Genomic DNA, 17,486 nt, shown 5'->3' on the forward strand with positions numbered 1-17,486 from the left:
TCTACTCCTTCAATACGGCATCAATATAAATATTGGGATGCAGTAGAATATCACCTGCGCGGGAGGTTAATTGGAACATGCCTTCAGCCCCCACACCCATTACGATGATGAATACAAACAGAATTCCGGCAGGAATCAGCAGGCCGTTCACCGCGTAAGGGCGTCTTGTAACCCCGGCAGGCGGTTCGCCCCAGAACGCTTGTATGAAGATGCGTAGTACCGAATATAACATCAACAAGCTCGAAAGCACCGCAATGCCGGTAAGACCATATAAGCCTGCCTGCAAGCCTCCTTCAAAGAGAAGCAACTTCCCTGGAAATCCACTAAATGGCGGCAAACCTGCCAAGGCAAGTGCGCTAATGAAGAACATCCAGCCGAGCAGCGGATAGCGATGGATCAGCCCACCCATGTTATCGAGTTTTGATGTTCCGGCAACAGCGATCAAGGCACCGCCGAGCAGGAAGAGCAATGTTTTGATCAACATATCATGCAGCATATAGAAGAGCAGCCCCTCCAGTGCAGGACGACTGGCCGAAGCCATACCAAAAGCGACAAAACCTACACCTGCGACCACGTTGTAAATGAGAATTTTGTTCACATCGCGGTATGAGATCGCACCGATGACACCAAGGACCATCGTTGCACCAGCCATCCATCCGATCAGTGTATGGAAGAAATCAGGATCATGATAGAAGATCAGTGTGAATGTTCGCACAATTGCGTACAAGCCAACTTTGGTGAGCAATCCTGCGAACAATGCAGTGACGACAGCAGGTGGTGCCGCATAAGAGCCCGACAACCAGAAGAACAGGAACAGTCCGGCCTTGATACTAAATACGATCAGAAAGAGAACAGCAATTAAGGTAATGACTCCGCTCTGTCCCACTTCAGCAATTTTGACGGACAAATCTGCCATGTTCAGTGTGCCAGTTATGGAGTAGAGGAAGCCGATGGAAGCGACAAACAGTGCTGAAGAAACGATGTTAATCAAGACATATTTGATCGTTTCACGCAATTGTCTTTCCGTACCTCCCAATACGATCAGTGCATAGGAAGAGATGAGCATCAGTTCAAAGCTGACAAACAAATTGAACAAATCTCCGGTTAGAAATGATCCATTAACTCCCGCAATCAGGAAATGAAAGAACGGATAGAAGTGGTGCTCTTCCCTCTCCTTGTTTACACTGCGAAACGCATACAGTAGACACGCCAGTGCAATGATGGAAGCGGCTACGACAAGTAGCGCCGACACCATGTCCGCAACAAGCACAATACCATAGGGAGGTGCCCATCCACCCATATTAAGCGTTAGAACTCCAGTCTGAGCTACCCGCGTAATGAGTATCGTTGAGACCGCTGCTGTAAACAAAAGTCCGATGACACTAATGATCCGCTGGATATTTGTTTTCCGGAAAAAGAGCAGAGCCAGAACACCTGTAATCAAAGGCAACAGAATCGGCAGAACGACGAGATTATTCATATGGGCGCCCCCTTACTTCTTCCATATCGTCTGTTTTTAACTTCAGATAAGAACGATAGGAGAGAACAAAGAAGAACGCAGTGAGGCCAAAATTAATAACAATCGAAGTTAGTATCAAAGCCTGAGGAAGTGGATCGACATAACGTTCAGCCATCTCCCCAAGCAGTGGTGGTGCCCCGGTTTTGAGACGTGACATGGTGATCAAAAGCAGATGCACGCCATGGGTTAGTATGGACATACCAAGTACGATACGGAGCAGGCTCCGCGACAAGATTAAAAAGACGGCAACCGCAAACAGAATGCCAACGGCTACACACATCAATATTTCCATATCAGCGATCCTCCCCGATCTGTAGAATGATGGTCATGGTGACACCCAGGACAGCGAGATACACGCCAAGATCAAACAGCATGGCCGTGGCGAGTTCTGTCTCTCCCAGCAAAGGAAGTTCGAAATAACCGAAGGTTTGACTGAGGAACGGGACTGCAAATATAAATGAACCCGCACCCGTAAGTAACGCTATACCCAATCCGATCCCTGTGAGAACACGGAAGTCAACGGGTAACGCTTTGCGTATTGTATCAGTACTGAATGCCAGGGCAATCAATACGAGCGCTGCCGCTGTGACCAAGCCGCCGATGAAACCTCCGCCCGGATTGTGGTGACCTGCAAAGAAGAGATGCATGGCAAACGTCAGAATGATGAACACAACAACCTTGGTGGTCGTTTGCAGCAATACATCATTACTCTGCAAGGGGACAGTATCCCACGAGGATGAGCTGCGTTCCCGGTTACCATACTTTTTCGTATTGTCTGTTTCATCATCCAGATCGGGCTCGGAATCCTTAGTTTCGTCTTTCTTACGGAACTTCAAGCGGGCTCCAAGATCTTTTGCTTCAAGGTTCAGATTAATCATGGAGTAGATGGATAACGAAGCAACGCCAAGCACCATAATCTCCAATAACGTATCGAAACCACGGAAATCTACCAGCAACACGTTCACGACATTTTTACCACCAGCCGAGTCATACGCTTCCTGAAGGAAGAAGGTAGAAATGCTATCCAGTGAGGCTGTTCCGCTTGCGGCCAATGCAACAAAAGTCATCACGATTCCGACTGCAATCGCTACGATCATATTTACCGTGAGATAACTGCGGCTTGATTTGCCACGTTGAAGCTCAGGCAGATGGTAGAAGCAGAGCAGGAACAGTGCAACCGATACCGTCTCAACAATCATCTGCGTCAACGCCAGATCCGGCGCCCGGAAGAGTACAAACAGCAGAGTTACGAGGTAACCAACCGCTCCGGTCATAATGACTGCCGACAATCTGTTCTTGGCAAAAGGAATCGAAACTGCAGCGCCGATGAGCGTGACTAGCAGTACCACCTCATAGAATGAGTAAGGTGCATTGCCCTGCAGATTCCAGGTAATATTTTCTCCTGAACGGAAGAAGGCATAGACCAGCAACGCGACCGTGAATGAGAAAATGTAAACGAGATAATTACGAACCGAGCCATTCATATAGACTTCCGTCCATTTGCGTGCATAATGCTGAAGATTATCCAGCACGACATGGTACATATTGTTAATTGTTAATCCTTGTGGATAATGCTCATAAATATTCCTCCATCGTGGCAACAGCTTATAGAGAGTGATTCCTAGAATCACAACTCCGATCGTCATAATCAGTTCCGGAGTCCATCCATGCCACAGAGAGAAATGTACATCGAAGCGCTCATTCCCATTCAAGAGGGATGGAAGCACAGCGGCCATTGCCGGTTCAATGAGTGATCCGGCCAGCAGATTCGGGAAGAGTCCGAATACAACGACAAGAACACCTAGAACAACAGGCGGAATGAGCATGCCAGCGGGCGCTTCGTGCAGCTTCTCGGCAGGGATCTCGCTTTGGCTACGACCGAGGAATGTTTTGAACACGATAATAAGCGCATAGATCAGGGTAAACACACTTGCAAGCCAAGCGAATACCGGCAATAGAACACTCCAGGACCCAAGTCCAAAGATTCGCAGATGCGTGACTTCCACCATCGCCTGGAAGAATAACTCCTTGCTGAGGAATCCGTTGAACGGCGGAATACCCGCCATGGCAAGTGAACCAATCAATGCCACGGTGAATGTAATTGGCATGAATGAAGCAAGTCCACCGAGCTTCCGAATGTCACGTGTACCCGTTTCATGATCGACAATGCCTACGACCATGAACAGAGCGGCCTTGAAGGTCGCATGATTAAACAGGTGAAGCAGCGCAGCGGTTATTGCCACGGTATACATCGCAGAGGATTCGCCATATCCGAAGTAGAGAGCAGCAGATCCAACCCCTAACAGGGACATGATCAGACCAAGTTGAGAGATGGTCGAATAGGCGAGAATCGCTTTGAGATCGTTTTTTTTCACCGCCAGGAATGATCCATAACACAAAGTCAGAAGACCAACGCCAGTAACCAGCCAGAACCAGAGTCCCTCTCCACCGAAGATTGGTGTGAATCGGGCCACAACGTACAGTCCGGCCTTGACCATGGTGGCTGAGTGAAGATAGGCACTAACAGGTGTGGGAGCTTCCATGGCATCCGGCAACCAGATGTGGAACGGGAATTGAGCTGACTTGGTGAAAGCTCCAATCAGGATCAAGATAAGTGCGGGTAGAAATAGTGCGCTTTCCTGAAACTGACCCAATCCTGCAATGGTTGCACGAATACTGAATGTTCCGGTAATGAGATACATCATCATGAATCCGGTAAGCATGGCGAAACCGCCAAATACCGTAATCAGGAATGATTTTTGTGCACCTGAAGTCGAGGCTTTACGTTTGTAATGAAATGCAATCAACAGGAATGACGTAATACTGGTCAATTCCCAGAATCCGTAGAGCACGATCATATTATCAGACAGCACTACGCCCAACATGGCTCCCATGAACATCAACAGATACAGGTAGAAACGGTTCAGCGCTTCTTTCATATCCATGTAGAAGATGGAGTAGAGAACAACGAGGACACCGATTCCGGTGATTAGCAGTGTCAGCATGAGGCTCAGACCGTCCAGATACAGGTTAAATCCAATGTCCAGTGAAGGAATCCATGGGATATTTCCAGATACGGTATTGCGCTGTGACACAGCGGGTATGAGACTCGCAAAGTATACAAATAATAGTGCCGGAACAAGGAGAACCGGCCATCCCAAATGTAATTTACGGAAGAAATGATGCAGCGTGGCAAGAAGAATGCCAGCGGCAAAAGGCAGAATAACAGCAACATGAAGCAGGCTCAACATTACACCCCCAATGTTTAGTAGTTCGATTACTCTCTCTGTGACATACAGGCGCATGATCCTTTGAAGGATATGCTTGCTCTCTATATTCATAACCCAAGTATGTATATACAGAATCGTGTCTATTCTTTGAATGGAAGAAACACGGTGAAAATTTCAGTATAATATTGTATGGGCATGTATAATAAATAAACACACAATTTCCGATAAATATGAAAACGATTAGGGCGTGTCTGAAACTCCGAAGAAGCAGATTTTGCCGAATTTTCGTTCCAAGCCAGGAAGTTTTCCGCAGGCGTGCCGGGGCACGTCAAGGGAAAGTGACGCAGCAGGGGGCGAAAAGGCGGTAAAAGATGCACTTCAGCGAGATTTGAGACACGTCCGAGGTGACATTCCGTGTACTCTTTACAGCATAGTTATGTTGAAAAGCAAGATGGTTTCACCGTGTAATGGAGGAAGTAATGTCATTCAAAATTAGAACTGTGCTTACAGTCATCTTCGCTGTGTTATCCCTGCTGGTTACTTTGACGATTGGGTCTATTTTTAGCCAAAAGTCATTTGTTGCTGTAGAGACTGAGATTGGTCACTCGCTTACAGGCACGGCCTCACAGGCTTCGGACAAGCTGGATCGATTCATGTCCGCTCGCGCGGGTGAACTGGACCTGCTGGGCCGGATGGTTTCATTGGAAGATGGATTCCAACCTGATGAGATTCAGATGCTGCTGGATCAGTTACAAGATAGCTTTCCCTCATTCTCATGGGTTGGATTCATGAACCCAAAAGGAAAAGTGTTAGCTGCCACGGATGGTATCTTGCTTGGGGAAAATTTATCGGAGCGACCTGTGTATCAGGAGGGAATCAAGGGTAAATTCATTGGAGATGTGCATAATGCAGTACTTCTTGCCAAGCTGCTTCCGAATCCAACGGGAGAGCCGTTGCAATTTGTTGATATCAGTTTTCCGCTGAAGGATAGCAAAGGACATATTCAAGGTGTGCTCGCTGCACATTTAAGCTGGGAATGGGCGAAGGAAGTCGAGGAATCCGTTCTTGCCCCATTAAAAAGGGAAGAAAAAGACATTGAGTTCTTTATCGTGAGCAAAAAGGAACATACAGTACTGCTGGGGCCGAAGGAATGGGTTGGTAAACCGTTGGTATTGCCCGGCATCGAAGAGGCCCAGCGCAACAAAAGCAGTTGGTCCATTGAAAAGTGGCCTGACGGTAATGAATATGTGACAGGGTTTGCCTACAGCCAGGGTCATCTGGATTACCCCGGATTAGGCTGGACCGTAGTCATTCGTCAAGTCAAGTCTTCTGCCTTTGCTTCTGTGTTTGACCTGATGTGGTTTAATGTGTGGTCTGGACTCGCCGTTACCGTGCTGTTTGCACTGATTGGCTGGGTTGTCTCACGTCTGATCTCTGCCCCAATTGTGCGTCTTACCAGAGTAGCCAATCGACTGCGTGCAGGGGAAGAGCTTGAGATTCCTGCGATTAAGGGGATTAAGGAGATTGAAGTGTTGTCCCGTTCGCTTCGGGATATGCTGACCTCTCTTATGAATAAAAACTCAGAGCTGGTCGTGATGCAGAATCTGGCGCATTTTGATCAGTTGACTAGACTGCCAAATCGCACTGCCCTTGAAGTGTATCTGGAGGAGTCTCTGGAGACCGAAAGTGAAAATCACACGCTGACTTTTCTCTATCTGGATCTCGATGGATTCAAACGGGTCAACGATACACTTGGACATCAGACTGGAGATGTGTTGTTACAGAAAGTGGCCCAGCGACTGTCTGCTCTTGGTCAGGTGAAGGGTATAACAGTCCGATTGGGCGGAGATGAATTCCTGATTGTACTTCAGTCTGTTGGAAGTCATCCGAGGCAAGAAGCCATGGCTTATGCAGAAGCCATCATTCAAAGCCTGAACAAGCCGTTTATTATTGAATACGAGCGAATTCGAATTGGATGTAGCATCGGAGGTGCTGAATATCCAACCAACAGCGACAACCCAAGTGAGATTATTCGGATGGCGGACGAAGCTTTGTATGAGTCCAAACGTACAGGCAAGAACAGAATGACATTTTATTCCGAGTTGAAGCAGGATCGTTAGCGTATAATAACATTAGCTGGGTTATCCCAATCACCTTTGTGCGAATGTGCGTATAAACAAGGAGGGGTGAAATGTCTGGAAAATATACATCTGTATCTTATGGTTATGAGCCACCTGCGGCCAGCCGCAAAGGCACACTGACTTTTTATGACTCGTTTGAACATGTGACCGATGAGCAACTTGAACGCGCCGCTGCAACGGCGGACATCCGTTCATTCGTACAGCTCGTGCTGTATCCTTTACACGAGAGCACGTTTAAACGAATGAGCAAAGGTACAATACAAGCCTATTACAAAAGAGAAGATCGCCTGCATGATTGGCGGCGGGAACATCCAACCTCCCGTATACGCGTGGAAGGACTGGAGGGCAAGAGAAAAAAATATACGCCTGTGGATAGCGCGCTGCGTCATATCACTGCGGAATATCCAGCCCCTCACTTTCTGTATTTGACGATAGAGATGGCGAATATGTTTGCTTCATTTGATTCCTTCAAGGATTGGATCAAAGAGCTGCGTCTCATCATTGACGGATCGTCCGAATACCTGCATCCGATGCTGGAGCAAAATCGCCATCGCTGGGAATGGGCGGAATGAAAACATAGATGTATGAAAAAGATCGACGTGCTGATCATATTCAGACCCAAAAAAAGTTGTGTTGTACAAACCGGAATTCCGGTGTACAGCACAACTTTTTTTATTTATATTTTCTCTGCCAAGGACGAAGTCAGATCAAGTGATGTTACGGTTTTATTTTTACCTGTTCGTTTGGCGGCATACAGACAGGCATCCACTTCCTCGAACAATTTGTCTTTGGTTAGATTAGGGCTGTAGCTTTTGAGACCGATACTCACGGTGATGGAAGCTCCTTCAAGTTCCAGATGGCCCATCAGGGCAATCTTCTGGCGAATCTGTTCCACCAAGGCATAAGCCTGCTTGAAAGATTGCTCAAACATCAATAAGGCGAACTCTTCGCCCCCGTACCGTGCTGCAATATCACTTGAGGTAATGGTTTCCTGAATGATCAGGGACACTTTCTCCAGAATGATGTCTCCAACCCGATGACCATACGTATCATTAATGGATTTGAAGTCATCAATATCGATCAAGGCCAGATGCAGACTCATGCCACTGTTGGCATACTCAAATGCTTTTTCATAATAATCCTTGAAGGAGCTTTGATTATAAAGGTTGGTTAAACCGTCTGTTTTGGACTGTTTGGTCATAATGGCATTTCGCACAATAAGGTCCTGCTTGGCAAGCATGCTGGCCTGAAGGTCATTGAGCACCTCAACGCCGCTGGTTACGATAACCTGTGCTACATATGTACCTAGGATTAGAAAAGCAGGAATGGATACCATGTCAAATGAAGACAGGTACAACCGGTAGGCCGGATCGAACAAAACCAGAAAGTAACCAGTCATCTGCATCAGAAAGACAATCCAGACTCTCTTTTTACTGAAGAACAGCACCGAAGCAAAGATGGGCAACAGACAGATTGCTAATATAATCCGAATGTCATAATTGACATGAATAATCGTCCAGGCGATAACCGTGCTGGCTATAGACATGGTGTAAAAGGAATATGAACTGAAGCGCCGATCAACCCAACTTGCGAACAAAATGCATGAACTGCTGACGGCCGTAGGCCAGAAGAGGACATTCATCACGAAATCTGTAGGTGTGCGATCATACTCCAGAAACAGGAAACAGCCAATCTGAATGGCGAAATGTGCAATGATAACAACCCAGTAGGCATGGAGCATTTTTTGAATCCATTTGGAATGTTTGAACTCGTACTCTGTTGGAATGTGGCTATTGTGCGTATGGAGACCTTTCATATATCACCGCTGACTGCATCATAATGGTACGACAGAATTACTCTCGTATATGATAATTATAAATCACAATGAACAAAACGCAAATGTATTTAACTGTTATGTGAGAACAAGACTCACATAAGTTTCGAGTTGTCACAAACTTTTTATGGAGGACAAACAAAACTCAACAATACACTCATAGACTATATACATGGCTCCGTTCCATATGTAGGAAATCATTGATGAAGGGGAGGTGATCTTCATTCCTCTTGTCGTTCGTTCAACCGTTAATGCTACGGGAGCAATTACATTTACAGGAAATACGCTTGGACTGAGTCGTTCGGAAACAGCGGGAGTACCCGGAACACAGGACAGTATTGGAGGTTTTATCACAACCAACACCAGCCTCCAGTACGGCACCTATCCACTGGGAACGACAAGCCTGTATCAGAGCAACAGTTCAGCAGCCATTCTTACACTACCTGCTGGAAGTACCGTTCTGTATGCAGAATTGATCTGGGGCGGCAGTTACATTAATGGTACAGTCAATCTGAGTGCTGCCATCAACAATCCGGTTACGTTTATTACACCCGCAGGGACTTCCAGTGTGACTCCTGATCCACTTACCTACAATCAATTCGATCTGGGGGGCGGTGCTGCTGGCTATGTACGTTCCGCCAACGTGACCACACTTGTACAAAATGGGGGAGCAGGTACATATATCACTGGAGCAGTGGTAGGGACTATTGTTATTCCAAGTGATTCCACGGCCAATCATGCGGGATGGACACTTGGGGTCATTTATCAGAATCCCAATCTGCCTTTTCGCAACATGTCTTTGCGTGCAGGCGGCGTACTTGTTCAATCCACTTCACCACCTGTTGTTACCACACTGACTGGATTTGCAACGCCCCTTTCCGGTGTATTGGGAGGAAGAATACTGTTCAGTGCGCAGGAGGGCGACGCGAACCGGACCGGTGACCAGGCATTATTCGGGCCAACCTCAGCTACATCGGTTGCTTTGTCCGGGCCCAATAATCTAGCTGCGAACTTTTTTGCTTCTCAGATTAACGGAGATACCGGAGCGCTTAATACAACAGGAACGTTTGGGACACGAAATCAGATCAACGGGGCTCCAGGTACGAATATTATCGGTGGACGTCAAGGCTGGGATATTACCAATGTGGATGTTTCAGCAAGACTGATCAATAACCAGTCATCTGCGGTGTTGACATTAACGACCTCGGGGGATGCCTACATTGTCAACGCCAATGCAATTCAAGTTGATATCAATGCACCCAAGATCACATTGGCTAAGGCAACGGTGGCCGCCGGTGCAGTTGCCGGGGATAGTATTCTATATTCGGTTACCGTTACCAATGCAGGCACTGCGAGTGCGGCCAGTGTTGTTTTATCCGATTCACTTCCTGCAGGTCTTACTTTTATTCCAGGCAGTGTCACGGTTGCAGGTGTATCCCGTCCAACACTTGATGTTACGGCAGGCATTCCGCTGGGTTCGTTAACTTTATCCAGTAGTGTTGTTGTAACCTATCGAGCACTCATCGGTCAGGATGCAAGCATCCTGCAACTGGTGAATTCGGCCAATGCAGCCTTTACATTTCAAAGTGTAGCAGGGGGGCCGGTCATTACCGGAGTTATTCCGTCCAATAACTCCACCCTTACTGTTTATTCGCCAAACCTGTCCATTGTGAAATCGGCGAGTACCACCAATGCCACGGTGGGTGACCTGGTAACCTACACACTTCAAGTGAACAACGGAGGGAATGTTGCTGCTAACGTTACATTGAGGGATAACATTCCAAGTGGTAGCTCATATGTAGCAGGCAGCTTTCGTCTGAATGGAAATGTGATTGCTGGCGCCAATCCGGTTACCGGCGTTAATCTGGGGAGCCTCGCGGCAGGAAGTGCCAATACCGTGACTTTTCAGGTACTTGTAACAAGCTTGCCGACACCGCCGACTCTTGTGGATCAGGCGACAGCTTCTTATTCCTTCAATTCACCTGATGGTCGTACGATCACGGGAAACATCGCCTCGAATACCTTAACAATCCCGGTAACATTGCCCAATGTGACCACGGTAAAGTCAGCATCCGTTACCGATGTTGCTGTCGGGGAGACCTTCACGTACACCGTAGTTACTACCAACAGCGGTATTCAGGTGATTAACAATGTGGTACTTACAGATGCGCTCCCTGCTGGAACAACTTTTGTTCCCGGCAGTGCAACCGTAAGGGGAACTGTCGTACCGTCTGCGAATCCGAGCAGTGGTATCTCTATTGGGACATTGGCGGCCGGAAGTTCTGCGACGGTGACGTTTCAGGTGAATGTGCAGTCTTTGCCTGCTTCAGGTTCGTTAATCAATCGAGCGGTAGTGTCCTATAGCTCTGGTTCGTTCACGGGCATTTCAAACTCCAATTCCATTACAACCCCTGTATACCAAGCTGTTGTTGGTATCAACAAGTCGGCAAGCCAAACTAATGCGACACTGGGGGATCAGATTGCATACACACTTGTGGTCACGAACAGTGGAAATATAGCGACTCAAGTGAATGTGACCGATACGATTCCAGCGGGGCTGACGTTTGTCCCGAATTCGGTAACTGTGAATGGTACTGCACGGCCTGGAACAAGCCCATTAACCGGAATAACACTGGGCAGCCTCCTGCCGGGAGTTACGGCTACGGTGGTGTTTCGCGCTACACTCACCACACTTCCGACTCCCCCGACACTGGAGAATCAAGGGACAGCAAGTTATACGTACCAGCTTCCAAGTGGAAGGAATCTCTCAGGCAGCAGCTTATCCAATATCGTTCGTATATCTGCATCGGCTCCCAATATTTCTCTTAGTAAAACAGTAAATACACCGGATGCGACAGTTGGAGATGTGCTTACGTATACCGTTGTTGCAACAAACGCAGGGATTAGTGCAGTACAAAATCTGGTGATTTCGGATACACCATCCGGCTCTGAATTTGTCCCGGGTAGTGTCACGATTAATGGATCTGCTGTTACCAGCGCAAGCCCCGTTGCGGGAATCGCAGTGGGTACATTGAATAGCTCAAGCAGTGTAACTGTGACCTATCAGACCCGAGTGAATTCCGTTCCATCTACGGGTTTGGTTAGTAACCAGGCCAATGCAGCATTTACATCAGGCAGTTTTAATGGTGTTTCTTCTTCTATATCAGTAAATACCCCCATATTTCTGCCAGTGATCCAAGTGGTGAAGTCAGCAAGTACAACAAGTTTGACGGTAGGAGATACGTTTAATTACACCATCCAAATTAACAATACAGGTAACATAGCTGCAACGGTTACCTTGACAGATCCCATTCCAGCAGGAGCAGTATTCAGCACAAATAGTGTCATTATTAATGGCGTACCTACCCCTGGGGTCAGCCCGGAGTCGGGTATCAGTCTAGGAGAGATTGCTGCGGGCTCAGGTGCAACGGTCACCTTTGTTGCGACGGTTACCAGTTTGCCAGATGCAAGGCAGTTAATTAATCAGGCGGTTGCCTCTTTTGCCTACACACTCCCAAGTGGGAGAACAATTGCCGGTCTCTCGTCATCAAACACCATCACTATTCCAGTGTCTCTGCCCAATGTTACCATTGTCAACAGTGACAATGTAGAGTACGGCGTAGTCGGAGATGTCATTCGATACACATCTGTTATTCGTAATAACGGCACAGTAGCCGTTAATAATGTGGTATATGTCAATCCTCTTCCTTCGAATACCCCATTTGTACCCGGAAGTGTCATTGTGAACGGGACTTCGTTCCCGCTCTCCAATCCGACCGCCGGCATTCCAATCGGTACGTTGGCTCCAGGAGCCGAGGTTACCGTAACTTTTGAGGTGACGATTACCATGCCGATTCCTTCGCAGATTAACAATCAGTCGACGGTCAGCTTCACATCCGGTTCATTTTCAGGGTCATCATCGTCCAATACCACACAGACTCCGGTTATACAACCGCAGATTTCACTTGTCAAAACGGCAAATACCGTAAATGCGACCGTAGGTGATACGGTTGTATACACGGTAACGGTCAGCAATACAGGCAATCTGGAGGCAAATGTTACCGTGACAGATACCATTCCTGCTGCGACTACTTTAGTACCCAACAGTGTGGTTGTATCCGGTGTGCCACAGCCAGGAGCGACGCCAGCAGCAGGCATTCCGGTAGGCATTGTAGCAGCGGGGGCGACGGCTGTTGTCACGTTCGCCGTTGTTGTGGATTCACTTCCATCTCCGCAGCAGCTTAGCAATTTTGCTACATCATCCTTTACATTTACACCTCCAGATGGGCGGACGTTGACTGGCTCAGCCACTTCGAATACGCTCACGTTTCCAGTCTCGTCACCAAACGTTGCTGTTGTCAAAAGCACAACTTCCACTGCGGCTACTGTAGGCGATACGGTGACCTATTCCATTCTGGTGACCAACAGCGGAATTGCACCGGTGAACAATATTCAGTTCTCGGACCCGATTCCAGCCGGAGCCTCCTTTGTTACAGGTAGTGTCACAGTGAATGGGGTTGCGCAACCTGGAGCCAATCCGGCAGGTGGGGTATCCCTTGGTACATTGGGGCCCGGAACGTCCGCAACGGTCACGTTCAGTATCCGTGTCGACGCGATCCCGCCAAGCAATCAGTTGAGCAATCGCTCTACGGTCAGTTTTACCTCAGGTACATTCTCAAGCACAACCTTCTCCAATACCGTGGTCACTCCGGTGTACCAGCCTATTCTTTCAGCACAAAAAACAGCCAGTACACAAAACGCTACCGTTGGGGATACGGTCAGCTACACGATAACCGTGAGCAATCAGGGAAACTATGGAGCCCAGATTAACCTGACAGATAACCTTCCAGCCGGAACCATTCTTGTTCCAAATAGCGTTATTGTGAACGGTCAACCGCTGCCAGCAGGAAGTCCGGCAACCGGCATCCCCGCAGGCAATGTGGCTCCCGGAGCTACGACCACCATTACCTTTTCAGTGGTTGTTGATACGCTGCCAAGTCCGCAACAACTGGTGAATCAAGCTACGGTAGCTCTATCATATACATTGCCGGATGGGCGGAACATCACGGAGTCTGTTCTATCTAATGTGCTGACCATTACCGTATCGGCACCGGATGTCGATGTCGTCAAATCCACAACTTCGACGGCGGTATCTGTTGGTGATGTCGTAACGTATAGCATCGCTGTAACCAATAACGGAATTGCAACGGTCAACAATGTGGTTTTCACGGATGCAGTGCCAACAAGTACCGTTCTTGCGCCAACCGGCGTGTTTGTCGATGGTGTTCTGCGACCTGGTGCCAATCCTTCTACGGGAATAACACTTGGTTCCATCGCATCTGGTGTTACGGTAACCGTTGTATTTAGTGTGCAGGTTACGGCACTCCCGGCAAGTGCAGTGTTAAACAATCAGTCCACTGTCAGCTTTACATCAGGTGTTTTCTCAGCGACCACATTCTCCAATACGGTTACAACTCCGGTCTATCAACCTATTCTGTCGGCAGTGAAAACGGGAGATCAGACGATAGCAACGGTAGGGGATACCGTTGTGTACAGCATCGCCATTTCCAATACCGGGAACTATGGGGCATCCGTCACGTTGACCGATACCATTCCGGCAGGAACAGAGCTTGTTCCAAATAGCGTTATTATTAACGGGGCTTCTGCACCAGGTGCAGATCCGGCTTCGGGTATTCCGCTTGGTGTCGTTTCCACAACAACACTAGTTACCTTCTCCGTTGTGATTGTGACGTTACCTTTGAGCCAGTCGATTACCAATCAGGCTTCTGCGACATTTTCGTATACATTACCTGATGGAAGAACACTTGGAGGCACGATTACGTCCAACGTACTCAACATTCAAGTATCTGCTCCGAACGTGAGTGTAGTTAAGACGGCTTCGGTAGTTGATGCCGTGGTAGGCGACACGATTGTGTATGAAATGGTTGTGACCAATGAAGGAATTGACCCGGTAAACAACATTGTGATCACCGATCCGATTAACCCAGCCACCACATTTGTTACAGGCAGTGTTCTGGTGGACGGCGTCCCACGTGCCTTGGCCAACCCTGCGCTGGGCATAGCTCTTGGTAGTTTGGCGCCTGGAGCATCGATAGCGGTATCGTATGCAGTGCGGGTCAATACGCTTCCAACACCACCACAAGTGAGCAGTCAGTCTTCCGTAAGTTTCACATCGGGTGTTTTCTCGGGAGCAGCGTATTCCAATACGGTTGTAACACCAATCTATCAGCCGATTATTGCCGTAACCAAAACAGGGAGCACCTCCAATGCAACCATTGGTGACACCATCACGTATTCTTTTGCAATTATCAATAGTGGGAATCTTGCTGCTAATTTAACATTAATCGACAGTATACCAAACGGAGCGGTACTGCTTCCTAACAGTGTTCTGATTGATGGTGTTCCACAGCCAGGTGCCAATCCGGAGACGGGTATCGTTGTGGGTACCATACCGTCCGGAGGTACGGTTACTGTAACGGTTACCCTCGAAGTAACTGTAGATACGTTGCCGCAGGATCAGCAACTGGTTAACCAGGCGGTGGCCAACTATACATTTAGTCCACCCGATGGCCGTCTGTTGACGGGGACCGTATCTTCGAATGTTCTGGTTATCCCGGTATCTGCACCCAATGTTGTTGTTGCCAAAAGCACAAGTGCCATTGATGCTGTTGTTGGTGATGTAATCACCTATACGGTTGTAGTAACCAATAGCGGTATTGAAGTGGTGAATAATGTGGTCATGGTTGACCCGGTACCTGTTGGTACAGTATTTGTGCCAGGAAGTGTTACGGTGGATGGTGTGCCAAGACCAACAGGGAATCCGAATACAGGCATCACGCTTGGTTCGATTGCTGCGGGTGCTTCCGTTACGGTTACATTCAGAGTAGAGGTTGTGGTGATATGAGCCAATCTTCCGGTCCGTTGTCCCACTGGCTAAAGAATCAGTCCCTGGTTCGATTCAGCTCGGGTGCGACTGAACTGGAACAGGTATCCTATTCGAATACGGTTGTAACACCGTGGATCGGCCCCAGGCTTGAAGTCAGAAAAGTGTGCAATGTCACAGAGGCTGCCTTGGGGCAGTCTCTTATCTACCATGTTGAAATTGTTAACACCGGAAATCTTCCGGCCTTAGTGCACCTATTGGATCAGCTATCTGCAGAGACGGCACTGCTTCCCAATAGTGTACTGCGTGATGGTATTCCGTTACCGGGAGCATCACCAGAGAGAGGATTGCCTCCAGCCGAAATCGAGCCCGGAGCCACGTTGCGATACCACTTCCAAGTTGTAATCTTGCGTTTACCTGAGACACTGAAGCTGCTGAACCAGGCACAGGTTAACTATGAGTTTTTGACACCGGAAGGCAGAACGGTTACAGGTATGGAACAATCCAATATCGTGGAGGTCAATCTGGTCTCATCCCGGCTGGAGATCTCCTTGCAGGCGGATCACATCTATACCTTCTCAGGGGATATTGTCATGTACACCGTCATCGTGAGCAATCCGGGTTTTATTGCAGCCACGAATGCCAAAGTAACGATTTCTTTGCCACAAGGTATTGTTTTTATACCTGCGAGTGTCATAGTAGATGAAATGTTTGCGCCACAAGTAACGCCTGATACGGGCATACAACTTGGAGAGATTTTGCCCGGAAGCTCAATTAGGGTACAATATCGGGTTCAGGTTATGGGGGGAAGCGATGCAAACGGAATATCAAGTGTAGCTGTACTGTCATATATCTCGGTAGGACAGCAGGAGACGGTCTACTCCAATCAGGTTACCCTGGAAGTGATACAGCCCCAGGTCTCTGTGCTGAAAAGTGTGCTCCCGGTGACGGCCACATTGGGTGATGCCGTCCAATATAATATTACCGTCTCCAATGCAAGCAGTTATGCGGTGGATGGAACTCTCCTGGATGTACTGCCAACAGGTATGACATTTGTCGAAGGCAGTTTGGGCTGGAATGGGGTTAAACGTCCCGGAACCAATCTGGTTAAAGGGCTTAATCTGGGGACGTTGACAGCCCGGTCGATACTGAATATTCAGTTCGAAGCGAAACTTCCAGATCGAGATGAATCGATGCCTGATGACTACAGGTATGTGAATCATGCTAGCCTGATGTATACATTTAGATTGCCAGATTCACGGTCAGTGCAGCGGATGATTACATCCAATGAAGCTGTGGTCGAATTGAAAGCGCCGATAATTTGCGCTTACGTTCAAGTGACACCCACATTGGTCGAGCAGGGAGGTACCGTCACTTTTCAGGTACGCGTGGGGAATACGGGCAATTTGCCGGCACGTGTACAACTTGGGAGCATTTTACCTGAGGGTGCCAGATGGCTTGGGCAAGCTACGGGTGAGCTCCAATTAAGCATATCAGAGTATTCCACACCACGGGTCCTGCATGTGGGCGTGATTGAGCCTGGAACGGAAAAGAACATCTCGTATGTAGCGAAGTTAGCTTCTGAGAAGGCGGGGACGCTGCAAGGAGACTTGATTGCTCGGTACACGTATGAATGGAATGGACAAAAACGGGCTGGCGAAACCCGATCGAATGAGTACAGCATCATTGTGGAGTATAGAGAAGAATAGGAGGTATCACGGTTAACGGTAACTTGCCTGAGTAATTTGTTCATTCTGGATGCCATGAGATTACACGAACGTAAATGAATGGTATACTAATTGAATATGAACTCGGCAATCAACCCGTGGAATCGGGACGTCGGAGTAGAGGAGGCAGC

At 48.1% G+C, this 17,486-nt stretch carries 8 protein-coding genes; 4 read left to right on the top strand and 4 right to left on the bottom strand.

The genetic code is table 11. The features are described from left to right. Position 1 precedes the first annotated feature (1 nt). The 3 genes from MKY44_RS11370 to MKY44_RS11380 are packed head-to-tail and all read right to left on the bottom strand — an operon-like array spanning position 2 to position 4,767. Positions 2 to 1,480 (bottom strand): Na+/H+ antiporter subunit D, encoded by a 1,479-nt coding sequence (locus tag MKY44_RS11370; protein ID WP_074094789.1) that lies wholly within the window; start codon positions 1,478 to 1,480, stop codon positions 2 to 4. Continuing rightward, entirely contained in the window at positions 1,473 to 1,811 is a 339-nt protein-coding gene (locus tag MKY44_RS11375; RefSeq protein ID WP_036670645.1) for a Na(+)/H(+) antiporter subunit C, read from the bottom strand. The genes MKY44_RS11370 and MKY44_RS11375 overlap by 8 nt, the downstream gene beginning before the upstream one ends. Before the next feature lies 1 nt (position 1,812). Further along, positions 1,813 to 4,767, bottom strand: a complete 2,955-nt coding sequence (locus MKY44_RS11380) for a Na+/H+ antiporter subunit A (protein WP_341009834.1) — start codon at positions 4,765 to 4,767, stop codon at positions 1,813 to 1,815. A 461-nt stretch (positions 4,768 to 5,228) separates the two neighbouring features. Here MKY44_RS11380 and MKY44_RS11385 point away from each other — a divergent pair, with 461 nt between their 5' ends. Together MKY44_RS11385 and MKY44_RS11390 are read left to right on the top strand one after the other, a co-directional pair. Then, positions 5,229 to 6,869: a sensor domain-containing diguanylate cyclase gene (locus tag MKY44_RS11385; RefSeq protein WP_341007121.1), complete on the top strand. Its 1,641-nt coding sequence runs from the start codon at positions 5,229 to 5,231 to the stop codon at positions 6,867 to 6,869. Positions 6,870 to 6,940: 71 nt separating this feature from the next. Beyond that, positions 6,941 to 7,462 (top strand): hypothetical protein, encoded by a 522-nt coding sequence (locus MKY44_RS11390; RefSeq protein ID WP_341007122.1) that lies wholly within the window; start codon positions 6,941 to 6,943, stop codon positions 7,460 to 7,462. A gap of 104 nt (positions 7,463 to 7,566) precedes the next feature. On the opposite strand, the gene MKY44_RS11395 is transcribed toward MKY44_RS11390, so the two are convergent. Then, entirely contained in the window at positions 7,567 to 8,706 is a 1,140-nt protein-coding gene (locus tag MKY44_RS11395; protein ID WP_341007123.1) for a GGDEF domain-containing protein, read from the bottom strand. A gap of 232 nt (positions 8,707 to 8,938) precedes the next feature. Between MKY44_RS11395 and MKY44_RS11400 the strand changes: the two genes are divergently transcribed. Both MKY44_RS11400 and MKY44_RS11405 read left to right on the top strand, forming a co-directional pair. After that, positions 8,939 to 15,649 (top strand): DUF7507 domain-containing protein, encoded by a 6,711-nt coding sequence (locus tag MKY44_RS11400; protein WP_341007124.1) that lies wholly within the window; start codon positions 8,939 to 8,941, stop codon positions 15,647 to 15,649. Beyond that, the gene (locus MKY44_RS11405) at positions 15,646 to 17,337 is read left to right on the top strand and encodes a DUF11 domain-containing protein (protein WP_341007125.1); all 1,692 of its coding nucleotides are present in this window, start codon (positions 15,646 to 15,648) and stop codon (positions 17,335 to 17,337) included. The genes MKY44_RS11400 and MKY44_RS11405 overlap by 4 nt, the downstream gene beginning before the upstream one ends. Positions 17,338 to 17,486 lie beyond the last annotated feature (149 nt).

The sequence above is a fragment of the Paenibacillus sp. FSL R7-0026 genome (genome assembly GCF_038004485.1).
Lineage (GTDB): Bacteria > Bacillota > Bacilli > Paenibacillales > Paenibacillaceae > Paenibacillus > Paenibacillus xylanexedens_A.